The following is a 25715-nucleotide window of genomic DNA, read 5'->3' as shown; positions in this document are numbered from 1 at the left end:
AAACAAATAGTATGGAAACGCAAGAACAAAGAATTGATTTAGCCAAAGAAACTTTTAATTTTTCTGAAATACAAAATCTACATGAAATTAAAGAAATTCGATTTGACAATTGTACTGAAAAATTTGAAATTCCATTAACTATTAATGACTATCCAAATATTACAAAACTAAGTTTTCATAGTGCTTCAAGAGAAAATACCTATGAAGTTCCAGAAAATTTAGATCAATTAAAACACATTAAACATTTAACACTTTGGAGCTTTTGTAATTTTAATTCTTTGAAAGAAATGCTCCATATTGAATCCTTACACACTGTTGTTCAAAACACTAAAGCTGACACACAAAAACTTGTAAAATTATTCCCAAATGTAAAAGAATTAGAAATTTGGGGAAGTCATCTAAAAAAAGAACAATTACCTGACGAAATTGGAAATCTAACCCATTTAGAGTCAATAGATTTAATTTCTTGTGGTTTAAAAACATTACCTGACTCTTTTAAAAATCTGAAAAACCTAAAAAAGATTGGATTAGCTGGTCTTCCAATGAATATTTTCCCAGAAATACTAACCGATTTAGAAAATTTAGAATCTTTAGAAATAAATACTACTTTAGCAAAGATCCCTGACAGTTTAAGTAAGTTAAAAAAACTAAAACAGCTTAATTTATGGGGTTCTCTTAATGAAGGGCGAATGGAAATTACTAGAAAAGGAGATGAAAACTTATATTTAAGACCTATTCCAGAAGCTATTGGTAAACTAGAAAATTTAGAAGAACTTGATTTAAGTACTTGTGGTGTTTTTGATATTACCCCTATTACCCCTCTAAAAAAACTAAAAAAACTTACTTTAAGATATTCCGCTTTAAAAAATTGTGAGGGTTTTTCAAATTTTACTCATTTAGAAGAACTTAACCTTGAAACAAGCTACGATTTAAAAAACTTAGAAGGCTTGAAAGGGTTACCAATAAAAAAACTAAACCTATCTTCTAATTATTATAAATCAATTGAAGTAATTTCTTTTTTAGAATTATTAGAATCATTAGATATTAAAAATTGCAGATATATTAAAGACTATACTCCTATTTACAATCATCCAACAATTAAAGAATTAAAAGCAAACGATGAAATCTTAAAAAACTGGAAAAATAAAGATAAATTCAAAACTTTACCTGCAATTGATGTACTTATAACTCAATTAGAAACTAACGATGTTCTAAAATTTGAGGAAGCTATTTTACAACTATCAAAACATATAAAGCTCAATTTTAATAACAAAAAAAATCCACTTGCGAGTTATTTTAACCTAAAAGCCAAAGAAGAAAAAATTACTGAAATTAAAATACTAGACCAAGCTATTCAAAAACATATCAAAAATCTGTCTGACACCTGTTTGACAACTATTTTCGGTATGACTTTTAAATCTGCATATGATAATTATAATGCAACTTTGCTTGTTTTGGAAGAAATTATTTCAAGAAAAAATAAATCCACTCAAAAAAAGATTGTAAAACAATTCTACAAGGCTTGTGAATATTATGATGCAGGGCACCGTTATTGGGGATGCACAGTTCAGGATCAGTTAATAGATAATTTTTTTTCTCAATTTACTTCTGAGGCTTTGTACCAACTTTTGAAAAAAGCCTCTACTGATATGCTTAATAGTGACGGTGGAGATCAAATGGAAGATCTTTTTATGCCAGCTTTTCAAAACACTACCGATTTCAATGTACAGAAAAAACTACTAAAAGTGTTCTTTAAGTATGAAGAAGAAGATCGAGCTTACTTTGGAAAAGACTATTTTGATGCCCTTTTATCACAAATTCAAGCTGTAGCTTTACCTGAAATAAAAGAATTCCTTACAGAAACAAAAGAAAAAAACAAACTACAAGAAACATTAATTTCAGATTTAGAGAACCTAAATACTGAAAACCTTCCTAAAATAATAGCCCTGTTAGGTAATGGAATTTCGAAGAAATTAGAAGAAGAATACCTGTATAACATTGTAAAGGCAATACAGAAAAATACGCTCGATGAGAAGTCGATAACACAATGTCTTTCTTTTTTAAGCCACAAAGAAAAAGCGTCCTATATGGCTCAAATTTTAGGATCAAAATATCATGAAACAAATCCTGAAAAAATAGTTTTATACTTTGACAATTGGATTGCCGAAAACAATTCTGAAAAGACTAAGGATCTTATTTCTGAGGTTATTCGATTACTAATACAAGATTTAGATAGAATTGAAAATTATAGTTTTAAAGATTTAGAAGTGTACCGAAATTATGCTGTGAATGTTTGTAAAGAAGCCATTAGTGAAATATATTCTGGAGAAGTTCGAAATTTGCTTTCATTCTATTTTGATAGAAGATTATCAAACCATCAGAAAAAAAATAATTCAAATTGGGTTTTAGAAAAAATAACCGCAATTTTTAATCATTCTGAAAATCAATTTTCGTATAATAACTTATATTACGACACCTATTATTTAGTTAGTGATGATAAAAATGAGCAATGTAGAACTGTTTTTAATTATTTATCTCCAAGAATGACAAACTATTCTGATGAAGATATTTTGTATCTAAATGTAATTGCTGCTATAAAATTAAATGATGCTTCCTATTTTGATCTTCTTCTAAAAGAAGTTCAAAAATTAGAAGAAATCACTAAAGTTCTATTAGCTTTCAATTTGGCTTGTGGTTTTGCTCATTTTGAAAGAAAAGAGGAGATGATATTCCATATCAAAGAATCTATTCGATTAGGAAAAACAAAACAGCAATTTTTAGATGATACCGATTTTGAAAAATTTTGGGATGATGACGATTTTTTAAATGCAATTGAGGAAGAATAAAAAACAAATTCATGTTAAACCATTTTTCTTCAAAATTAGTAGTCTTATTAAATTGAATGGTTCAATTAAAACCACTATTAATGATGATTCTTAAAATTCTTAGACAATTTACTTTTATAATCAAAGGATTATAAAAACAAGATGGATTACTTGACAAAGAATAAGATTCTTATTAGTATTAATATAAATTTTGAGAAGCAATATGTTTTATAGTATGCAACAAGCAGGTAAGCCTAAACGTTGGCTTGATATTGACGATTACATATCGAAGAGCTATAAAAAAACTCCTAATAAGTGGTTTAGGGGTGAAGTCTTTACTGCCCCTGTGCCGTTCATGGATATAAAACTCCTTCACAATCATCCCGCAAATACCTCAATGTCTGACTTTCTAGCGCCCTATATGAGTCAATGCGGATGCCATTTTTTTCGTGACGACCTTATCGCTGCTTTAGAAGCAGTCGGTGTAGATAACTTGCATAAGTATCCTGTCTCCATTACTGATCCAGATGACGGAAAGGTGTACAATAACTATAAAGCGGTGAACATTATTGGTGTTGTTTCAGCAGTAGATATGAAAAAGTCCAAGTTTGAACTAGATGATAGTACTCCCTTGATGGATGTCCCTTTTGATCAATTGATACTGAAAGAAAATGATATGAAGGGGCTACTTATGTTTAGACTTGCCGAAAGCTTACTCACTATTTTGGTGCATGAACGTGTGAGAGATCATTTACTTGAAAAGGGATTTATTCATGGCGGGTTTGACGATCATATCGAGTTTTACAAACTAGAAGAAATTGCGTTTTTATAATATGCCTTTTTGATTCAATTATATGAATTGCTTATCATTGAAATTACACCAGAAATAGCACAAGCAGTAGCTTTTAACAAATTGCCGAGAAAATCACCTTGTCTTTTTGGTTTTAGTGCCTTTGATGATGAGCTACCTGAAGTTTTTTATTCCTTATAATTAAAACCATATTGTAATCATTTATATATAAACCAAATGAATTTTAGCATAACTGATTTAGAAAATATTAAGAAACTAAGCTTATGGAAAATAGCACTTCTTATTTTAATGGATAAACAACTTAAATTTGTCATTAATTTGAAAAACATAATGTTATGTCTTTTAAAATAATTTATCTCCTGACGAAAATGTTTACCTTATGTAGAATACTAAATTAGTAAGTTAAAAAATATTATAGTTTCTAATTAAAATAAAATTTGAATGAATAAAAATATAGAATTGTTTGAAAAAATATTAAAAATTGCAGAAAAAGAACTTTTACTTCAATACTATGATTCAAAACCTGAAAATATTTATAGGTTAATCGAATATGGAAATGAGCCATTGTTTAGACCAAGAATTATTTCTTTCTTAGAAAATAGTTTCGATATACTTAGAGAAACAGCGTTAAATTATAAAATAGAACAAGATAAGATTTGGAATGATGGATTTGATTCACCCATACATGTAAATCATATTCTATTTAGTGCATTGGTTAAGTTTGTAGGAATGCTCGGAGAAAAAAAACTTGCCCCTCTTTTATACAAAGAATTTTTAGGTTTAAAGGGAGCTTTCTATGAACTTCATCTCGAAAAAGGAACAGTATGTATTGCATTAAGTTTACTTGGGTATGAGGGAACAATAGAAGAAATTCTGGCTTATTTAGAAGAAGCTGTATCAAGTGAATATTGTATCAATGAGAATAAAGAAACCTTAGAAATGTTCTATGCCTTTTGTATTCTTAAAAATGATAAAACAAAGGCTTTGGAATATCTAAACAATTACAAACGCACAAAAAACCTATCACTTGTTGCTGCTGCACTTGCCGATCTTAATGTAAAAGAAGCTGTTCCTATATTAAAAAATAGGCTAATTCATATCGAAAATCCTGTTACTAAAGAAGCTTTTCTTGAAGCTATACATAGGCTTGAAATTCAAAAAAAAGCTCCTTCTCCTCTAAATCGCATGATTTGGATGTTTGGAGAACGTACTTCTACCGAAATAGATCTTGGTTATGAATCAGATAATCAATTTGTTTTAAGAGCAATTAAGAAAAATAATAATTCTGAGATAGAAGACTTTGACGAATCTTTTCATTAAAAAGATTTGTAAAAATGGACAAACAAAATAATTATTTAAAATACGAACTTAATACAGTTTACTATTTCTATAATTATCAACTCCAGAACTTTATCTTCCTGATGAAGATCCTTTAATAGAAGCATTTTAATACATGAACTCATATAAGCAATATAAAAAAATAGAGCCTCCTTATCTAAGTTATGAATATCTATTTTTCCCTGTTCTACCCTTACTTTTAATAGCAGTACTATCATATATAAGTTTATACTTTTTTGGACTCACTTTTACTAGTTTACTTTATGTTATAGGAGTACTCTTTATGAATGCTTTCTATCATGCCTTAAAGCATGCGACTCCAAATGGAGGAGGCTATAAATCTACCTCAATTGCTTCTTTATTGCCTAGTTATTTCTTTATTCTTTTCTTACTGTTTTTCACGAACATTGGCACTTATTTATTCGTTATATATCAAGAAACAAATATTTTTCATGCAACTATATTCTATATTTGGTTATTTATAGTTTTAGGATTTCCCATCATATATTATGCATTTAAATTTGCAACATATTATCAACTTATTTATTCACAAGCTTTGCAGTTTACCAATGTATGTATAAAAATAAATTATGACCCAGAATTCCTAATTAAAATAGATGAAATCCATTTTATAAATTATACTAAAAAAAGAATAGCAAAATATACTCTTAAAAAAAACAGAGAATTTGAGTCTCAAAAAACATTAGAATCTCTAAACATTGCCAAAAGAAATGAAATACTTTTTTCTCCTGCTTTTAGCGAAAGAATGTATGTTCCTGTAAATACAAATTTAGTAAAGATTGCTTATTATTCTATTTCTGAAGATACCTATTATCAGGATGAAATTGTTTTCCCTTATGACCAACTTATTTTTGAAGAAAACAAATATCCTTTAAATAAATCCAAAATACTTAGAGGTAAAAAAACAGAACCTTTGTCTATTACAATTCATGAAAATGGAAAAATTAAAATTTTCACAGGTTCAGAACTACTTCTTGAAACAACCTTAAAAAAGGACAATTTAAAAACGGAAAACAGTAGTGAATACAAAGAGATAATAGAGCCTTATCAAAATAGGAAAACCTCATCTACATTACTTCTAGACAATGAAACCCGAGAGAGAATAAAGACAAGACAAGAAATCAGAGAAAAACCATTTAATTGGACATTAAATCTTAATTTATCGCACAACCATCTAATCTGTGTTTACGATTGTAATAACAAAGAATCTCTACGAAGTAGATTCACAGATATAGAAACAAAGCAATCCATTTTACAAAATAGTTTGCCAAGAAAAATACTCTTCTATTGTGATACTTTTAACCGGACAAAATGGCTAGAAATAGCTATAGATACTGAAAAATTATATAAAATTCTAAACGAAAAAAAATGTACTTATTTTGAGATAAACCTTACTATAGATATTCAAGATTCACTTATTCTTTTAGAACTTAAAATAGACAATCAATTCATTGAGTTTCCATATTGGGAAAAAACTATAATTCATGACTCTCTTTTGGATATTCAACTAAAAATTAAAGAAAAGAAGAAAATAGAGCAGAAAAACGTTGTCTATAGTAAAATTTATGAGTTAATGCAAAAAAAAGAATACTCAAAAGCAGAAGAATTGTGTAAAAAAAGCATTAAAGAAAACCCTACTGACGGAATGCTCTATTTCTACGAAGCTCGATTGTTATTTTATATTCATGGTAAAAAAGCCTGTTACGATAAAGAAGCCTATTTTATTGAGAGAACATCTCATGACACTAAAGCTTTAGCTCATATTTACAATAACTATGGTTGTTTATTAGATGAAGATCTAGACTATAAAAAAGCATTATCCTATTTTGAAAAAGCGAATGAATTAGCTCCTGAAATGGCAATTTATGTAGCCAATAAAGCTGAAATTCATTACAAATTAAAAAACAGAAAAAAGGCTATTTCATTTGCTAAAGAAGCACAAGAAAAAGGAGATACCTCTGAAATAGTAAAAGAAATTTTAAAAAAATAAAGAAGAATTATAGTCTGCAGTCACATTGTTGTTTTCTAGGAGCACAAAAACTGCACTTCGGAAGAAAATCACACCCGCTATTCGTTCTATCTGTCATTGCGAGGAACGAAGCAAGCTATATTTGAAACACTTCGTGCCTCGCAATAACAGGATGCCACTACTATCTGGGCTAAAAAAGACGTCATTAATTTCTAGACAACTGAGCAGATAAGTTCACTGAAAAAACAAAACCAAAGTCTTAGCAAAATTCTTACATCTTAAGATAAAGGAAAAATTAAACACAAAAAAAGCCGATTACTGATTCCATCAATAACCGACTCAAACAAACCAAACTCTATTTTCAATTTTGTTTCTTAAACAAAATAGTTATTCCTTAAATAATAATTCCTTTATTGCTTTAAATGATAAATTATCTTTTGTTACAACAACTTTATAATTTTCATATTTGGAAAACGTATAAGTAGTACCTTCTTTTTGTATAAAAGTCCCCATAAATGGTTTTCCTTCTTCATTGATAATTAAAATCCTATTTTCAATCGTTTCTTCTTTAAAATCAAAAATTTTTAAATAATCATTATCGTTTTTAGGAGTAAGCATAGGAATGGGTTTATAGATTAAGTTGGTATAAAACCCAAGCATTATATTTTTATTGGAATAGGAATATTCTTTTTCAAATCTATCATCACCTTCAAAATTAAATTTATTAGTTAGTAAAATAGTATCATTGTCCGATAAGGAATAAATCATAATTTTTTTCATCCAATCGATTTTACTTGAAATATTTTGATTGCTAAACTGATACTTTGCTATAACTTTATTATCTATACTAAAACTGACTTTCCCATCATTAATATCAGTAAATTGTACTAAAATGCTCGCAGCTCTTCTATCTACTTCTGGATCACCTTCTGGGTCAATTATTGGATCTGTATAAATTGTATATCCATTTGGTAGAAACTTAATTTTTATGAGTTGAGCATAATGCATAGCTAAAATCCAAAGATCCACATTGGTAATCGCTCCATTTTCATAATATTCGGTTACCAGAAGATTTGAGCCATCCATTTTAAAACTCTTATGGTTCAATCCTTGCCAAAGTTGCTCTTCTTTATAAATATTTTTAATCATTTTTGGTTTCATTCCTGTCATTTCAGGTTTCATCATTTCTATGATTGTTGTAGTATATTTAAATTGGAAAACACCTTTCTCATAATAATCTATTTCAGCAATTTCATATTCATTTTCATAGACAAAATAACCGTCATAAGGTAAATCATCTTTATATTTTCCTACTAACTCCTTTTTATCTTCAATTTGAAAACGATAATCGGTAGTTACTACTAATTCTCCGTTATCATAAATATGACTATACGCTAACGAATCGTATATATAACTGGTTTGAACAAGTGTTCCATGTCTTTGACCAGATTCATTTAAAATTTCTTGATCGTATTGATAGTCTCTATTCATAGTTGTATTTTGTGAATTAATACTTAGGGTTAAAAGAAAAGCGTAAAAAAATAAATATTTTCTCATTATAATCTATTTTAAAATAAATTAAAGTAAATCGTCATCGGTTTCATAAACCGTATCGTCTATATTGATTTTTTTTTGTGCTCGTTGTACAAAAAAATTATTCGATTCTGTACCTAATGCACGTTGCGTTGGAGTTACATTTCCATTTAACAGAATCATTCTGTCTTCAACTTGTAAAGGTTTATAGTTGTTTTTTAATCTTTGTATGGCTTCTTCATAGATTTCCCAAAGTACTGGATCTTTTGTTTCTTTTTGTTTTTCTATAAAAAATGGCAAAGCTTCTTTGCAAGACAAATCAGTTAATGCCATTATTGCAAAATGAGGCCATTTGTTATTTTCCTCATTCAAATAATAATCCAATGCTTCTTCTGCATTTTTTTCTAAAATCCATTTTGCATATAGTGTTTGATGTACAAAAGTGTTTTCTTTATAAAACTTTCCTGTTATGTTTATTGCTTCATCAAAAATTTTCATATCAAATGAAGCTTGATAATAAGGCAATAAAAGCGCTATAAAACCTGAAGCTTGGCTGAGTTCATAACTTCTTCTTTTACTATTACTACTAAACGTATATATATCAAAGACAATCTTTGAAAATTGTTCTCTATCATCTTGATTTAGAGAAGTAATAGCGGAACACAATTGGAATAACGTATCTCCGTCGGGATCTACTCTAGTTGAAACAGATTTATCCCTCTCTTTAGCATATTTCTTAGCAAGTTGAAATGCATCTATAAAAAATGCAACTACACGTTCTTTGAATTTTGGATTAGAATATGCTTCTGCTAATGCGAATAAAGACTCACCATTGACATATTTTCGTTGAAAAAATATAAAATCTTCTCCTTTTAGAAAATCTTCTGCATATTGCAAAACAATTTCGAAAGCTTCCTCGTCATCTAAACGAATCAAAATATCATATCTTCTGTCTAATAAATAATCAGCAATAACAATACAATCCTTCTTTAATTCATTATTTTTAGTTTCTTCATATTCTAGAATCATTTGGTCAAAATAGCTATTCATTATATCACGCATATAAGATTGGAACTCATAATAATCTTCTGTATAATCAGAAGATTTATGGTTATAGGATCTAATCTTTTCAAAAATAAGATTGTATTTTCCTTTATTCTGAGAAGCATATTCTTTTATCTCGTTTTCAATTTCTAAAATGTTTTTTTTCATAACTACATACAATTAATTTCTTATTACTGTTATATGATTAAAAGAAAAACTTCATCGTCTATCACTTAAAATATTTAATAAACTTGTTACCATTTTCTTTTCCTATACTTTAATAATCATGCCTTGTTTTTATTATTTTAAAATCTGGCGTACGTTTTAACTGTGGGAAAACCACATCTTTATTTTTATCAAAAAGTTCAAGAAGTTTATCGATACATTCTCTATAGGACTGATAATTTAAGGTTTCTTCTTTTGTTTCATCACTTTCAAAATTCAAATTTCCAAAACCTTGATAAGGCCAATCTCCTGTATTATATTTTATTGCTTCAATACGCTCTTCATCAACATATGGATTTCCTTTTCTTAGATTTTTTTCTCTTACTTTATTTTCAATTTTTAGCCAATATTCAATATACTCCTCTAGGTTAGTAATTTTATTACTATCTAATTGATTTTTACCTATGGCACTTTTTTTATAAAATTCATATTCGTCTTCTATAATTTCAATTTCATCATCTAATAAATGCTCTCTTAATTTTTCTTTTTCATTTGATTCCTTCCAATTTCTACTGTATTTTTCAATAATCTTATGAAATCCTTCTTCGCTACTTAAGCATAGCATACCACTATCTATCGCAAAGGCATAAAAATGCTCTTCTTTATGATGTTTTGCAAACTCGTTGATTTGTTCTACAGCATTTTCAAATACTTTTTTAATATTATATTTATTCATAATATGTTTACTTTACATTCATAGAATTCTAAATGATTAAAATAAATATTATTCAAATTCTGAATAATATTCATACCATTCTAATAAGTCCTCAGAAACTGATTGTATTTTTTTCATTAAAAAATCTCTAGTGTATTGCTCTTCTAAATATGGAACTAGATTTTCTCTATTAAAAACATCGTGATCGAGGTCTATCGTATCTAAATATCGCAGAATTGTATGTAAATAACTTTCCCCTTGTTTTGCCAATTCTAAAACAGCATGACAAAGAGCCGTTTCTTCTTCATTCCTATAAATATATTTGGCTTTAGAATATTGACAAAAATTTTCTATTATTGCTTGAACTATTTTAGGAACATTTTTTAGTGCTATTACTTTTTCAAAAAAATCTTTTTCATTTAAAATATTACCTTTTTTATCTTCAATATGAAATACCAGTTTAGTTCCTATTCCTAATTCTTCTATATTAGAAATCTTATTTTCAATTTGTTGTAAAACGTTTATAAGATCTTCCTCTTCAGATAAATCATTTACCTCAATAATTATTTTGCTGAGATTAGCAATTTCTTTACTCTTTTCTTTACTATAACTTAGCTTTTCTATTTCTTCTAAATCCATTTTCTTCAATTGAATTGGGATTAACATTTCGCTTTTTTGATTAGTAATTTCAGGTAAATCAAAAACATAATAATTACGATGCTCAGAAAGAAAAATCTTTTTATCTGTTATTTTAGATAAATAAGTATGAAAAAAAATGAATTCAAACATTCCTCCCATATTTGTATTAGACACTTCAGAAGTTACCAATAAAGGAGAAAGTGTTTTATCATCATATACTTTTCTTAAAATACCGCCTCTCCAACAAAGCCAAAAACCATCTTCTACAAATTTAATAGAGTTCAAGTTATAACAAAACTTAGATATTGCTTCTTGATATTCCTTTCCTTCATTTAAATTTAAGAACTGTTCTGCAAGTTCGTTACAATCAGAGCACCCCAATTGATTCAATTCAAAATCCCGAACAACGAGTAACTCAATTTCAAAAGTATTTAAATCAAATAGCATTATCTTATACTCAAATAAAGCATTCTCATTATCCTTTTTTTTAACAGTTACCTCTCCATAGTAAGGCATTATGCCTATGTTTTTTTGAGCATCAATAAAAGGTTTTACTACATCAAAAGAAGAATGAGGTACATGAGGTAAAGAATAATAGTTTCTTTCTTTAGTAACAGGATTGTAAACGGTAAAACCATGACTGTATACTTTTTTATTATTTTCAAATCTCCAATTTTGTTTATAAAAAAGTAAGCAACCGTCATTTCTTATTTGTAAATAGAAACTAAAATAATTTCCTAATTCTTGCAATTGAATTTTATGAGTAGCTAAACATAAGGTTGCTAAAAATGTTTTGTGTTCTTTATCTTTTAAAACGATATAAATTTTTGACTTATCAATCGAAAAAACAGCTTCTGCACCGATATTCCCGTTTAAATTATAATCTAATACTAATTCTTTTTTTTCCGCATCAAATAATCGTATCCAACCATTCCAATTAATGACTACAAACTGATTTTCATTATAAAATTCACTAAAAACAATAGGTTCATCATCCCCTTTTAAAGAAAAATTCCATTCATTGGTATATAACCCATTTGTCTGATGTTTAAATATTTTTACTTGATTTACTCCTTCTCTACTAATTAATAATTTATATTTCATAAAAAGTTACTTTAAAAATTAGAAAACACTTTCTATTTTTTCTTTTAGTATTTTAATTTGATTTGCTGAAGTTTGCGTGTTATCTTTCTTAATAGAAACAAAAAGTATCTCATTACTTAAAGTTACTTCTATTCTATCTAAGATATTGACTTGTATTATATTTACTTTTTCATTTACAACAGATTTACTGATTTCATCGCTTAAAATTTCTTGTAAAGCAGTAGCAATAAAAGAAAGGTTTTTATAAATAATTGAACGATTTTCTTCATACAAATTATCTATATCAACAGATACTATTATAGGTTTAGCAAACAATTTTTCTAATAGTTCCTCAATACTTTTCTTTTTTCTTTTAAGTTCAAGAACTCCAATAATCTCTATAGGCTTAACTAATTCTACACCTGTTTGATAAGCATCATAATCAAGAATTGAGATTCCTATAATTTGATTTACTTCTAGAAGAAAAACATTTATTTTTTCAGGAATATCAATATTGTTTTCAATCCAAATATATTGTTTATTTGCATTTTCATGAAAATTAATTATTCTTCCAGTAATAAATGTTCCATTATGAAGCAATAGTTCCAGTTTTGGTAAACTAGAACTATCAACTACTTTTTTAGCAAAATTTGCCATTTGTTTGCACAACTCTAATGTAGAAGTAGTTGGCAAATTTTCTATAAATGATAATTTCATTATAATTGAGGCTCAATAAAATCCACAATCATATTTGTCATGTGATTACTAAAAGTGTCTCCAAATAAACGTTCTGTAAGATATAAAACTGAATCTTTTAGTTCTATATTAAATGCATTTGGATCATCAGTATTAGTAATATGAATGGATGTCAACTTTTCTTTCAAAGCTTCTTTTCCCATATCATCCTGACAAATCTTTTTTATTGCCTCTTTTACATCATTAAAAACATAATTTTCTAATCTAGTCAATGGATAAGAATCAAATGTTGTAAAGGTATCCCAATTAACATCTACCTTTATTGAATACCCTGCTAGTTCTTGAAGTTCTGATTCAAATTTTGGTAATGAATTTGTTTTAATTCCTTCTGCTAAACGCTTTTCTGCTAGTCCCATAATTTTTGTATTACAATTAATTTGATACAAAACTAGTAGTAAACAAAAGATCATAAATCATTATAAATAGTGATTTCTTTTGCAACAAAAAAAAAGACTAGTTAAAACTAACTAGTCTTTTTGTATAAAATAATTCTATAATTTAAAAATTCAGATTTATTCCTGCTAAAAAGTTAATTCCTGCTTGTGGATAAAAACCAGCTCCTTCAATAGTTGTTACAGCTGGTGGATTTGAAAAATCATCATCATAGGTATAAAAATAACCATTAGAGATATATTTCACATTAAAAATATTATTTACTAATCCTGAAAAAACAATAGATTTAATTCCTTTGTTAATTTTCCATTCGTAGTTTACATTAAAATCATTACTAAAATAAGCCTCTAAAACCGATTTTTCTGCATCAATATTTCCCATATATTGTTTGCCAACATATTTAGATAACAAAGTAACTTGCAATCCTTTTACTGGTAAATAAGTAATATTTCCGCCAGCAATAACATTTGGAGAAAATGCAATATTAGTATCTCTTAAATTTTGTAATTCTCCATCACGTTGAAAGAAGAAATCTTTGTTTTTATTTTGACTTATCGTTACATTAGGCTGAAAATATAACTTATCTACAACTTGTATTTGAGCATCAATTTCAAGTCCTAATCGATAGCTTTTACCGCTGTTTGTAAATACGGGAGCACCAACATCATTTAAAGCACCTGTTAAAACCAATTGATCTTTATAGTCCATATAAAAAGCATTGGTGTTTACTTTTATATTTTTAGTATTGTATTTCCAACCTAATTCGAAATCATACAAACGTTCGGGTTTTGCAGTTTCATTTTCGTAATCATCTCTTCTAGGCTCTTTGTTGGCTATACCAAAATATCCATAAAACATATTAGCAGTATTCAATTGGTAATTCAAACCTACTTTTGGATTAAAGAAACGAAAGGTATCATTTACAGCATCAAATTTTACGCTATTAGCTTGATAATAAACTAATCTATATTGTAAATCTGCAAAAACATTAAGTTTATCTACAATTTCATGAGAAACTTTACCATAAACATTTATATCATCTTTGTTTCCAAAATTATCATAGTATCTATAATTTTCTGGAATTTGATATTGTGACGAAATTACTTCTCCATAATGTTTACCTAAATATCTATTAGCTGCACCCCCAAACTGAAAATCTGTTTTTTGACTATTGTAATTCAATACAAAAGTACCTCCAAAAAAATCATTATCTAACCATCTTCTTCTAACATAATCCATAGAAGTTATCGTTTGACCATTTACTACAATTGGTTGTAAACCTAAAAAATCAAATGAAGAATTATCAGAAAAAAGCACATTTGAATAGTAATAATCATCTACATATTGTTCAAAGAAACCTTTTCCTATAGTATAATGCAAAGCAACATTTGAACTCCATTTAGAATTCCATTTTTCAGACCAATGCAGTTGAAAATGATTTTGCCAATAATTATCGGTCTCATTATCATAAAATCCTTCTATATTGCCATTATCGTCAGTTTGAATACCAATGACATTATAAGTAGGATTATTAGCTAACATATTCGAGTCTAAACCTAAAATATCTAGAGGAGCCTGATCCAAACCATTCCATGCTTGATACGTTTTTTCTTTCCCACCAAAAGCAATAAACTTGATTAATGTGTTTTCTTTTACATAATTAGCATTCAAAAAATAACCAAACATGTTCGTAGAAGCTCTATCAATATAACCATCAGATGCAATTTGAGATACTCTACCGTTTATTTCAAAATTATTATGCAACCCTGTTCCAAATGATAAAGTATGCTTTCTCGTACCAAAACTTCCAACAGAATTAGCAATTTCAGCATGAGATTTTTCTTGATACGATTTGGTTTCCATATTTAAACTAGCTCCAAAAGCACCAGCTCCATTTGTAGAAGTTCCAACACCTCTTTGCAACTGAACACTTTCTAAAGAAGACGCAAAATCAGGTAAATTTACAAAGAATGTTCCGTGACTCTCACTGTCATTAAATGGAACTCCATTTAAAGTTACGTTGATACGAGATCCGTCTGAGCCTCTTACTCTCATGTAAGTATATCCAACACCATTTCCAGCATCTGTAGTTGTAACAACTGATGGTTGATAATTTAATAATATTGGAATATCTTGACCTAGGTTTCTTTTAGCAATTTCTTCTTTGGAGACATTGGTAAACGTAATAGGGTCTTTTTCTTTTGCTCTCACTGATGAAAGTACAACTTCCTTCAATTGAGTAACTTTTGTAGAATCTTTTTTAGCTTCTTGGGAGAAAGAAAATAGAGAATAGCAAATAGAAAATAGACTTAAACAAATCTTTTTAATACTTTTTGCTTTGTAATTTGTTCCAATGTTTTGGAACTGTTTTTTGAATAAAGTTTTCATTCGTAAAATAAATACGAATAAAAGGGGTAATTATTCTTTGTTAAAATTTAAATTGATACTCTAAAACAAACTTTAATTGATTCTGAAACAATTTAGAAGCAGAATAAAATATTGTTTTGTTTTAAATTCCTAAACAGCATTACCTGTTCTAGGTTCTATGGGTATAATCTCAGCTCGTAATTTAGAGCACCCCTTTGAGACGGTGCAAATGTAAAACAAAGTTAGAGATTAGAAGATAGAAATTAGAAGTTTTTTAAAGCTTTGGTTTTTTTCTATTTTCCTTAATTGCTCCAGTAGTTTTTTTCGCTAAAAGTCTTTTTTCTTTGACAGCTCTAGGTACTTTTGTCTCTCGTCTTACTTTTGGTACTTTCAAACCATCTGTAAGTATTTTAAAAAATCGTTTGGTAACTATTTCTTTATTTTTCAATTGACTTCTATCATCATCACAAGTGAGAATTAGAACAAAATCTTGTGTTAATTTTGACGCAATTTTCTCTTTCAAACGTATCTTCTCCTCGTCATTTAGTGCATTTGAATTTTCTAGATTAAATGTTAGTACCACTTTTGAAGAAACTTTATTTACATTTTGACCACCAGCACCACTACTTCGAACCGCCTTATATTTTAATTCTGAGTTAATTACTTCTTTATTCATTTTCAGGTTGATGAGCTGGTTTTAGTAAATCGTTTACCGTTTTAACTGGATTAAAAGTTAATAGCGGAACTTCTACAAAAATCGTATTCCAAAATGCCATAGATCCATTCCAAAGTCCAGGTAATTCATAGGCTTTTAATGGTTTCCCATTTCTATTTTTTTTGACAATGAATCCCATATTTTCATCTACATATTCTAGCAGATTGAATTTTTTACCTTTAAAATTTTTAATACCACAAACTAAATCTACTGGATTAAAATGGGTTGAATTATTAAATATTTCAATTTGCTTTTCATTATTAAAATCAACTTGTGAACTTTCAATAATTTGTAAAGAAATAGCTCCATTCTCTTGTTTTATCCAAAATGGCCCACCTCCTGGCTCGCCCTCATTCTTAACCATTCCACAAACTCTTATTGGTCTATTCAATATTTTAAATAAAATCTCACTTTGATATGATTTTTTATATTTATCAAAATCGGCAGATAAATTGGCATTCAACTTAGCATTGGCAAACGCAATAATCTTATCTAATTGTTCTTTTTTCAAAGTCTCTTTTTCAAGGTAATTTAAAAACTCAAAAACCTTTTCTTGAATGGATATTAAAATACCTCCCAATAATTTTTTATAACTGAGAATTTCGTTAAAATGATTTTGTGATACATTATCAATATTTTTAACAAAAACAATATCTGCATTTAATTGATTCAAATTTTCAATCAAAGCACCGTGTCCTCCTGGTCTAAAAAGTAGCGTACCGTCTTCATTTCTAAAAGGAGTATTATCTTCATTAACTGCGAGAGTATCAGTATATCCTTGTTGATAAGAAAAACTAACTTCAACAGTATTTTCTTGATTTATTATTTTTTTAAAACCTTCTAGATGTACTTCAGAAATGGTAAAATGTATTTTTGCTTTTTTTGCATCTGTCTTATAAAAAAGAGCTTCTCTTAAATGCTCTTCTACTGGAGAAACAATTAGATTTTCTTTCTTATGAAATGGAAGGATTCCTTTTGGTTTATTAGCAAAATCAAAGTGTTCTTCAGACAAAAGAGTCTTGATTAAAAGGTAATCCTTAACATCTCTATTATTACTATAATATTCAGGATAAATCAAAAGTGTTTTATTTTTCAAATCTTGGTAAAACGGAAAATTTTTTAGTCCAATTAAAAAAACAGATAATTCACTGGATTTTTTTCTATTGATAAAGGCATTAATCGTTTCGTTTTTATAATCGTACTCATTCAAAAATTCTAACAAAAACTGAAACATTCTACTTGCAGCACCTGAAGCAGGAACAAATTTTTGAATATCAAAAAAATGACTTTTAGCATTAAAAATCACAATATAATCTTCTTTTTCTTCCCCGCTTAAAACCCAAATTCCATCATTTTTAGTAGCAGATCTTAAAAGGTTTATTTTAGACATTCCATTTTTAAAAAAATGCAATTGTTTTTCTATTCTTACTATAGATATTCCTTTTTCTTCTATTTGTTTTAAATCGTAATCGCTAAATTTCTCTTCCATTCTTTATAAGCATAAATTGCAATAATTGTAAAAACAAAATATTGCAAACTTGTAAATGTATATCCTTTATAAAAATACAATGGAATTGAAATAATATCTCCAATTATCCACAGTATCCAATTTTCTATTTTTCTTTTTGCCATCAACCACATACCTACAAAGAAAACACCAGTTGTGAATGTATCTACATAAGCAGTCCAACTTGTAAATTTATCAAAAAAATGATACACTAAGATAACAAATATAACCGTTATTAAAAAAATAATGACTCCTATACCTATTTCTTTTTTATTCATCACTGAAATAGGATATTCTTCGTGATCATTTTTCTTCAACGTCCAAAGGTACCAACCGTAAATACTCATCGTTGTATAATACCCATTAATAAGCATGTCTCCAATTAACTCCCATTTGTAAAGTAAATAAACAAAAATCACAGTACTAATTATACCTGTTGGATATACTAGAATATTATTCTTTTTGGCAAACAATACACTTATTAATCCAAAAATAATAGCTACTATTTCTAAAATAATATCTTGCTTTGGGTAATCCCTATATTGAGAAAACAAAAATTCAATCATTATACAAAAAAAGAATTATTTATTTCGAAAACCGTACCCACTACTATCATATCAGCACCAGCTTCAAAAGTCTTTTTTATAGCTTCTTTAGTACGAATGCCACCACCGACTATAAGTGGTACTTGAATAGCATTTGAAACTTCACTAACCATTTTCAATGGGACTGGATTTTTTGCTCCACTTCCAGCTTCAAGATATACTAATTTATTTCCCATGTATTCACCTGCTTTCGCTGTTTGTGCTACATATTTATACTCATTTCTATTCATAGGCTTAGTTGCACTTACTCGTTCCACAGCAGTTACAATACCACTTTCTATTAGTAAATAAGTTGTTGGAATGACTTCTAAGCTTGTTTTTTTAAGCAATGGCACAGCATTAACTTGATGCTCGGCTAAATAATCTGAATTTCTACCAGATAATAAACTTAAAAATAAAATCCCATCAGCAAAAGCAGAAATTTGTTTATAGTCTCCTGGAAAAAGTACAATTGGTAAATTTGAATGATTCTTTATAACTTGAATAATATCATCCAAATGATTTCCATTAAAAGTACTCCCTCCCACAAAGATATGTGTGGCTGGAGATTCTGTTATCTTAAAACATAACTCTTTAATATCAGAAAGCATTACCTTTTCTGGATCTAAAAGAATGGCTAATAATTTTCTGTTTTGCTCTTTAGCGCTTACTATTTCTTGATAGATTTGTGTCATTATTTGTTTTGAAAAGCACAAACTAAGGCATAATTATCTACAAATTCAAACTGAAAACAATATTCTTCAATCAAATTATTAAATCTTAATTGAGCAAAACCTCTTTTATCATTTAAATGAAATGGCTTCTCAAAAATATGTTTTGGAAAACTAATTCCTCTTTCATTTTTAATTTTAAAAATAGATTCTTTTATACCCCAAATAACAGTCGCTTTTTTAATTTTATTATCTTGTTCAAGGTTTTCTAAATGGCTGGCATCCATAAATCGTGGAGCGATGGTTACAATTTTATCTTTTAAAATTTCTAAATCTATTCCCATAGGAGTATTACTAATCAAAATAGCAGAAAAATCTTGAGAATGGCTTATCGATATATGTTTGCCATCTTTCAAATGTGGTTTACCAAAATCATCATAATATAAATCAAAATCACTGTATTGAAGATATTGTAGTAACATTCTTACAGCCAAAAAACCATTCTGATGACTTTCAGATTTCATACATTCTAATCTAGTTAAAGAAGTGTCTTTTAATTGTACTTGCCTAAAAAATGTATTAAAATCCTCTTCTATTTTCCAAAGGTAAATAGAAGTAGTATCGTTTATAATTATTTCCTTGTAAAAGGGCATCTTGTGATTTTTTTTGTTATTAAAGTGCTAACTTCTTACTATTTAAGCAAAAATAGCCCAATTAAAAAACTGAATTTCAAATTATTAGAATGTTAGACATTTCACAAAAAACCTAAAATGATTTAAAAAATAAAAAGGAATTCTATATCTTTGCACTCTCAATTTATAAACACAAATATACGAATAGATGAGTACAAAAACCATCCCTTACGTTCCTTATAAAGTAAAAGATATTACTCTTGCTGAATGGGGAAGAAAAGAAATTGAATTAGCAGAAGCTGAAATGCCAGGTTTAATGGCTTTAAGAGCTGAATATGGAGCAAGCCAACCTTTAAAAGGAGCTCGTATTGCAGGATGTCTTCACATGACGATACAAACTGCAGTTCTTATCGAAACTTTAGTAGCTCTTGGAGCAGATGTTACTTGGTCTTCTTGTAACATTTTCTCAACACAAGATCATGCTGCTGCTGCTATTGCTGCTGCTGGAATTCCAGTTTATGCATGGAAAGGATTAAATGAAGTTGATTTTGATTGGTGTATTGAACAAACTTTATTCTTTGGAGAAGATCGTCAACCTTTAAATATGATTTTAGATGATGGTGGTGATTTAACAAATATGGTTTTCGATAAATATCCAGAATTAATCAAAGGAATTAAAGGTTTATCAGAAGAAACAACAACAGGAGTTCACCGTTTATATGAAAGAATGCAAAATGGAACTTTACATATTCCTGCAATCAATGTAAATGACTCCGTTACTAAATCTAAATTTGATAACAAATACGGATGTAAAGAATCAGCTGTTGATGCTGTAAGAAGAGCTACAGATATTATGTTAGCTGGTAAAAGAGTAGTTGTTTGTGGTTATGGTGACGTTGGAAAAGGAACAGCTGCTTCGTTTAGAGGTGCTGGATCCATTGTAACTGTTACTGAAATTGACCCAATTTGTGCTTTACAGGCAGCTATGGATGGATTTGAAGTTAAAAAATTAAACACCGTTGTTGGAAATGCAGACATTATCATTACAACGACTGGAAATAAAGATATCGTTTTAGGATCTCACTTTGAGCAAATGAAAGACAAAACTATCGTATGTAACATTGGTCACTTCGATAACGAAATTGCAGTTGCTTGGTTAAACACAAATCACGGTGCTTCTAAAGTTGAAATCAAACCACAAGTTGACAAATATACTATCAACGGTAAAGACATTATCTTATTAGCAGAAGGTCGTTTAGTAAACCTAGGGTGTGCAACTGGTCATCCAAGTTTTGTAATGAGTAATTCCTTTACAAATCAAACCTTAGCACAAATCGAATTATGGACTAATAGTGCTGCTTACAAAAATGAAGTGTATATGTTACCAAAACATTTAGATGAAAAAGTAGCCGCTTTACACTTAGCTAAATTAGGTGTTGAATTAGAAGAATTAAGACCAGATCAAGCGAAATATATTGGTGTTCCTGTTGAAGGCCCATTCAAGCCAGAATATTACAGATACTAAGCTCAAGTAATTAGTTACTAGTGATTAGTAATTAGTTATATAGATTTTAAAGACCCTTGCATTTATTTGTGAGGGTTTTTTGTTAAATTTTTGCTCTACGTTTGTAGAATTAAAATTTTATTCTACATTTGTAGAGTTAATTCTAAAAAAGTAGAGCAAAATGCAATTATCTAATACTGAAGAACAATTAATGGAACATCTTTGGAAACTTGAAAGAGCTTTTATGAAAGATTTATTAGAAGTCTATCCAGAGCCAAAACCTGCTACAACCACAATTGCTACATTATTAAAGAGAATGATTGATAAAAAATTCATAGCGTACAATTTATATGGAAATTCAAGAGAATATTATCCTTTAGTTAAAAAATCAGATTATTTCTCCAAACATGTTCATGGATTAATCAAGAATTTTTTTAACAATTCTGTGTCGCAATTTGCTTCTTTCTTTACAACAGCTACTGATTTATCTGAAAAAGAGTTAGAGGAATTAAAAAAAATAATTGATGTTGAACTTAAAAAAAAGAAAAAATGATCAATTTCATTATAGAATCAACTATTAGTTTAATAATTTTCTTTTCTTTTTATAAACTATTTCTAGAAGGAGAAAAAACCTATCAATTCAATCGATTTTACTTATTAACATCGATACTAGTTTCATTCGTTATACCATTCATTTCAATTGAAATTGTGAAAGAGATTCAAAATATTCCTTTCCCTCCAAAAATTACATTTGAGACAACTAACAAAAATTCAATTGCATTAGGACCAAAAACCGATTATATTTTTGTTTTTACTTTATTTATTTACTCCATTATAACAATACTACTACTAATTAGATTTATTAAAAATTTATGGCATTTTAAAACAAAGATCATTTCAAATGAAACTATACAATTTAAAAACAGCAAATTAATATTAGTAGAAGAAAATACAATTCCATATACTTTTCTGAATTATATTTTTTTAAACAAAGAGGCTTATAAAAAAGGAAGTATTAATCCTGAATTTTATGAACATGAATTAACACATGTGAACCAAAAACATACTTATGATATTTTATTTGTCGAATTAGTAAAAATTATTTTTTGGTTTAACCCCATTTTCATTATGTACAAAAAAGCAATTCAACTTAATCATGAATTCATTGCAGATGAAAATGTTATAAAAAAACACCACGATGTTTCATTCTATCAATCTCTATTATTGAACACAATTGAAACTAAAAAATATTACTTGGCCAGTAATTTGAATTATTTAGTAACCAAAAAACGTCTTATTATGATGACAAAAAACACCTCAAAATTCCCCTCCTTTATTAAACGAGTTGGAATTATCCCTTTATTTACTTTTATGATTTATTTTTTATGTACTGACATAGTAGCACAAGAAAAAAAGAAATCTGATTCAACATTTCCAAATAAAGAATTAGACAATTACTATGAAGACACAAGAATTGTATTTAAAGACAAAAAAAACAAAGTTATTGCTGATAAAAAATACACTGAATTATCAGAGCAGGAAAAACTACAGGTTCCACCTCCTCCTATTCCTAGAAAGATAAAAATATCAGAAATTCAGTTTGAAGATTTTAAAAACCAAAGCAAATACGCCATATGGATTGATGGTAAAAACGTTCAAAATCTTGAATTGAACAAGTATAAAGCTTCAGACTTTGTATTATTCCAAAACAGTCATGTATATAAAAACGCTAGAAGTGAAAAATTTCCTCAAGAAAACCAAGCTAATTTATATACAGAAGAAGGCTATAAAGCAGTTTTTAATACAAAAAACAAGAGATTAGGAGGAACTATAGTAATTAGGATACCAGAACCTCCAAAAAAGCAATAGTATTTCTCAATTAATACAACTCTGATAAGACTAAAACCTTACTCAGAGTTTTTTTATCGCTGTAATTTTCAATATTTTAACAATAATGTGAAACATTTGGTGTTATATTTGTACTAATCATCATCAATCAACCCTACTGAACTTGTTTCAGTAAAAAATCAATCATTATGTTAAAAAACTTTTTTATTCTTTGTTCAGGAGCAGATAAAGAACTCATCCAATCCTCTTCCAATGGAGAGCAAAACAAATATGCTGGAATAGGTGCTACAGTTTTTTTTACTGCAGTCATGGCTTTCATTGCAGGCTCATATGCTTTATATACGGTTTTCGACAATATTTTTACAGCTATCGGTTTTGGATTAATTTGGGGCTTACTTATCTTCAATCTTGATCGATTTATTGTTTCAACCATAAAAAAAAGAGATAGTTTTCTAGATGAATTTATTCAAGCTACTCCTCGAATTATTTTGGCCATTATCATTGCCATTGTAATTTCAAAGCCTTTGGAAATTAAAATATTTGAAAAAGAAATCAACACCGTTTTACTGAAAGAAAAAAACGCAATGGCTTTGAATAACAAAAAAGAAGTGGCCAATTATTTCCAAACCGATTTAGATAAAAACAAAGCACAAATAGATAGTCTTAAAAGCGATATTCTTAAAAAAGAAAAAGAAGTCAACGATTTATATGCGGTTTATATAACAGAAGCAGAAGGAACAGCCGGAACCAAAAAATTAGGCAAAGGACCTGTTTACAAAGAAAAACGAGATAAACATGACACCGCTTTGAAAGATTTGGCCTTATTAAAAACTACCAATCAAGCTAAAATTACTGAATTAGAAACTAAAGCTAAAACGCTTCAAGCTGATTTAGATAAAAAAGTTGCAGAAACCCAACCTATAATTGAAGGATTTGATGGCTTAATGGCTCGTATTAATGCTTTGGATAAATTACCATGGCTTCCCTCCTTTTTTATTATGCTATTATTTTTAGCTATTGAAACCTCTCCTATTATTGCTAAATTATTGTCACCAAAAGGAGAATATGATTTCAAACAAGAAGATAATGAATTAGCCCTTAAAAATGCATTGGCACAAAATAAATACCAAAGCGAATTACACCGTAAAACCGATTCAGAAATATACGATAAAGTTTATTCTAATATTAAGGAAGATAACGAATTGTACAATTATAAAAAACAAAAAGCTACCGAATTATTAAAATTGCAAGCGGATGGTTTTGTAGAAAAACAGAAGAAATCAATTTAATTAGAAAAGGGAGTTTTCAATATGAATAACTCCCTTTTTATTTAGTAAAACTACCTACTATTTATCTATAACTAATCGCAATTTGCCCTATTTGACCTACGATTTTAACAGAGTCTTTCATACTTAATTTTGAACCATCTGCATGAATCCATCTTTTTAAAGGTTGTTCACAAATTAGTTCTTTTGCTTCTTTTGAACCATATACTTTTTTCATTCTCATAAATATTTCAACATCAAATAACCATTTCGTCAAGAATCTTGTTTGAAATGTCTTTTCAATAATTTCTTTAGTCATTATTTTAGCGCCACATTGTGTATCATTAATTTCCATTCCCAAAGTTTTTCTAATGATGAAATTAATGGTTTTACTAATAATAGCTCTTGCAGATTCTTTAGTAATATCTGCTCCCATTCTGCTCATTCTTGAACCACTAACAATTTGGAAATTAGAATTTGAAATGGTAGTGACTAAATCTTGGAAATCATCAAAATTAGTAGACAAATCCGCATCTAAGAATCCGATATAATCAAACTGTTGATCTTTTGCTAAATGCAACATACCTAAACGAACAGCTTCCGCTTTCCCACCATTTTTTTCACAATCATAAACACTTATTCTCTCTTCATTTCCTTTAGCTAATTCATTTAATAAATTTAAAGTATTGTCTTTGCTTCCATCATTTACAAAACACAAATGATATCCTAAATTTCTATTGATGAATTTTTTAAAAGCTTCGCTTTGTAATCTTTCCTCTTCATTATAACATGGAATTACGACACCTATTACTCCTTTTTGTAATAATTGACTCTCTTGTTCTACTTTATAAATAGTTCCAGAACCGATTAATCTTTTTACTCTCAATCCTATTTCTGTTAAACTCAATGGTTTTTTCATGTAATCTTCAGCTCCAAGTGTAAATCCTCTTTCAATAATGGTTTCATCTGTATTACCTGATAAAATCATCACTGGAGTATTTGATTCTCTTATTACTTTAATGTGCTCAACAATATCTAAACCTGAAGCAGAAGAAACTAATTCATGATTATTTTTTACTACATCATTTTCATTTTCAGGAATATTGATATCAACTAGAACCAAATCAGGTAAATGATTGTCATATTTTAAAATTCCATTGGTAACACTTTTTGCAGTAATTACATCATACCCTAAATCGGTAAGGCTTTTTTCTAAAGAAAGTAACACTAAGTCTTGATCGTCTATTACTAAAATTTTCATATTGGGGTAGTTTTAAAATTAATTGTCTTTTTATTTGATTCAAAGATAGATATAACTGAAAGTGAAAGA

General features: G+C 28.3%; 22 protein-coding genes. 9 read left to right on the top strand and 13 right to left on the bottom strand.

Translation table 11 applies throughout. The features are described 5' to 3' along the window. The first annotated feature begins 11 nt into the window (after positions 1-11). The 5 genes from FIA58_RS13220 (at position 12) to FIA58_RS13200 (ending at position 6985) form a co-directional block, all read left to right on the top strand. Positions 12-2846: a leucine-rich repeat domain-containing protein gene (locus FIA58_RS13220; RefSeq protein ID WP_140962956.1), complete on the top strand. Its 2835-nt coding sequence runs from the start codon at positions 12-14 to the stop codon at positions 2844-2846. A 214-nt stretch (positions 2847-3060) separates the two neighbouring features. Then, entirely contained in the window at positions 3061-3657 is a 597-nt protein-coding gene (locus tag FIA58_RS13215) for a hypothetical protein (RefSeq protein WP_140962955.1), read from the top strand. Positions 3658-3666: 9 nt separating this feature from the next. Further along, positions 3667-3816 (top strand): hypothetical protein, encoded by a 150-nt coding sequence (locus FIA58_RS13210; protein ID WP_165928919.1) that lies wholly within the window; start codon positions 3667-3669, stop codon positions 3814-3816. 261 nt (positions 3817-4077) lie between these two features. After that, on the top strand, positions 4078-4956 hold the full coding sequence (locus FIA58_RS13205) for a hypothetical protein (RefSeq protein ID WP_140962954.1): 879 nt from the start codon (positions 4078-4080) through the stop codon (positions 4954-4956). Positions 4957-5089: 133 nt separating this feature from the next. Then, positions 5090-6985, top strand: a complete 1896-nt coding sequence (locus FIA58_RS13200; protein ID WP_140962953.1) for a tetratricopeptide repeat protein — start codon at positions 5090-5092, stop codon at positions 6983-6985. A gap of 366 nt (positions 6986-7351) precedes the next feature. On the opposite strand, the gene FIA58_RS13195 is transcribed toward FIA58_RS13200, so the two are convergent. From FIA58_RS13195 to FIA58_RS13140, 12 genes are all read right to left on the bottom strand, one after another. After that, positions 7352-8521, bottom strand: a complete 1170-nt coding sequence (locus FIA58_RS13195) for a hypothetical protein (protein ID WP_140962952.1) — start codon at positions 8519-8521, stop codon at positions 7352-7354. Positions 8522-8542: 21 nt separating this feature from the next. Continuing rightward, positions 8543-9709: a hypothetical protein gene (locus tag FIA58_RS13190; protein ID WP_140962951.1), complete on the bottom strand. Its 1167-nt coding sequence runs from the start codon at positions 9707-9709 to the stop codon at positions 8543-8545. Between the two features lie 109 nt (positions 9710-9818). Further along, positions 9819-10442, bottom strand: a complete 624-nt coding sequence (locus tag FIA58_RS13185) for a hypothetical protein (protein ID WP_140962950.1) — start codon at positions 10440-10442, stop codon at positions 9819-9821. A 48-nt stretch (positions 10443-10490) separates the two neighbouring features. Beyond that, complete coding sequence (locus FIA58_RS13180; protein ID WP_140962949.1) at positions 10491-12164, bottom strand: hypothetical protein; 1674 nt, start codon at positions 12162-12164, stop codon at positions 10491-10493. A gap of 18 nt (positions 12165-12182) precedes the next feature. After that, complete coding sequence (locus FIA58_RS13175) at positions 12183-12860, bottom strand: hypothetical protein (RefSeq protein ID WP_140962948.1); 678 nt, start codon at positions 12858-12860, stop codon at positions 12183-12185. Further along, entirely contained in the window at positions 12860-13255 is a 396-nt protein-coding gene (locus tag FIA58_RS13170) for a hypothetical protein (RefSeq protein WP_140962947.1), read from the bottom strand. The genes FIA58_RS13175 and FIA58_RS13170 overlap by 1 nt, the downstream gene beginning before the upstream one ends. A 142-nt stretch (positions 13256-13397) precedes the next feature. After that, on the bottom strand, positions 13398-15680 hold the full coding sequence (locus FIA58_RS13165) for a TonB-dependent receptor (protein ID WP_140962946.1): 2283 nt from the start codon (positions 15678-15680) through the stop codon (positions 13398-13400). Positions 15681-15933: 253 nt separating this feature from the next. After that, a complete protein-coding gene (arfB, locus tag FIA58_RS13160; RefSeq protein WP_140962945.1) occupies positions 15934-16335 on the bottom strand; it encodes an alternative ribosome rescue aminoacyl-tRNA hydrolase ArfB in 402 nt (133 codons plus the stop codon). Continuing rightward, positions 16328-17863, bottom strand: coding sequence for a DUF4301 family protein (locus FIA58_RS13155; RefSeq protein WP_140962944.1), 1536 nt, complete (start codon positions 17861-17863; stop codon positions 16328-16330). Before FIA58_RS13155 ends, arfB begins: the two co-directional genes overlap by 8 nt. Then, the gene (gene pnuC, locus FIA58_RS13150; protein ID WP_140962943.1) at positions 17833-18447 is read right to left on the bottom strand and encodes a nicotinamide riboside transporter PnuC; all 615 of its coding nucleotides are present in this window, start codon (positions 18445-18447) and stop codon (positions 17833-17835) included. The genes FIA58_RS13155 and pnuC overlap by 31 nt, the downstream gene beginning before the upstream one ends. Next, positions 18447-19160 carry a geranylgeranylglyceryl/heptaprenylglyceryl phosphate synthase gene (locus FIA58_RS13145; RefSeq protein ID WP_140962942.1) on the bottom strand — a complete coding sequence of 238 codons (714 nt, stop codon included), beginning with the start codon at positions 19158-19160 and terminating at the stop codon, positions 18447-18449. The genes pnuC and FIA58_RS13145 overlap by 1 nt, the downstream gene beginning before the upstream one ends. Then, positions 19160-19789, bottom strand: a complete 630-nt coding sequence (locus tag FIA58_RS13140) for a 4'-phosphopantetheinyl transferase family protein (RefSeq protein WP_140962941.1) — start codon at positions 19787-19789, stop codon at positions 19160-19162. The genes FIA58_RS13145 and FIA58_RS13140 overlap by 1 nt, the downstream gene beginning before the upstream one ends. 187 nt (positions 19790-19976) lie before the next feature. On the opposite strand from FIA58_RS13140, the gene ahcY reads away from it, so the two are divergent. The 4 genes from ahcY (at position 19977) to FIA58_RS13120 (ending at position 24409) form a co-directional block, all read left to right on the top strand. After that, positions 19977-21293 (top strand): adenosylhomocysteinase, encoded by a 1317-nt coding sequence (gene ahcY, locus FIA58_RS13135; protein WP_140962940.1) that lies wholly within the window; start codon positions 19977-19979, stop codon positions 21291-21293. A gap of 160 nt (positions 21294-21453) precedes the next feature. Beyond that, positions 21454-21825 (top strand): BlaI/MecI/CopY family transcriptional regulator, encoded by a 372-nt coding sequence (locus FIA58_RS13130; protein ID WP_140962939.1) that lies wholly within the window; start codon positions 21454-21456, stop codon positions 21823-21825. After that, on the top strand, positions 21822-23141 hold the full coding sequence (locus FIA58_RS13125; protein WP_140962938.1) for a M56 family metallopeptidase: 1320 nt from the start codon (positions 21822-21824) through the stop codon (positions 23139-23141). The genes FIA58_RS13130 and FIA58_RS13125 overlap by 4 nt, the downstream gene beginning before the upstream one ends. 167 nt (positions 23142-23308) lie before the next feature. Beyond that, positions 23309-24409 carry a DUF4407 domain-containing protein gene (locus FIA58_RS13120; protein ID WP_140962937.1) on the top strand — a complete coding sequence of 367 codons (1101 nt, stop codon included), beginning with the start codon at positions 23309-23311 and terminating at the stop codon, positions 24407-24409. Positions 24410-24470: 61 nt separating this feature from the next. Here FIA58_RS13120 and FIA58_RS13115 read toward each other — a convergent pair whose 3' ends face one another. Next, positions 24471-25646: a glycosyltransferase gene (locus FIA58_RS13115; protein ID WP_140962936.1), complete on the bottom strand. Its 1176-nt coding sequence runs from the start codon at positions 25644-25646 to the stop codon at positions 24471-24473. Between the last annotated feature and the right edge of the window lie 69 nt (positions 25647-25715).

Origin of the sequence: Flavobacterium jejuense, from assembly GCF_006491595.2 — a bacterium.
Taxonomy (GTDB): Bacteria; Bacteroidota; Bacteroidia; order Flavobacteriales; family Flavobacteriaceae; genus Flavobacterium; species Flavobacterium jejuense.
The sequence above is the reverse complement of the archived record's forward strand: the minus strand, read 5'-3'. Positions and strand labels throughout refer to the sequence as shown.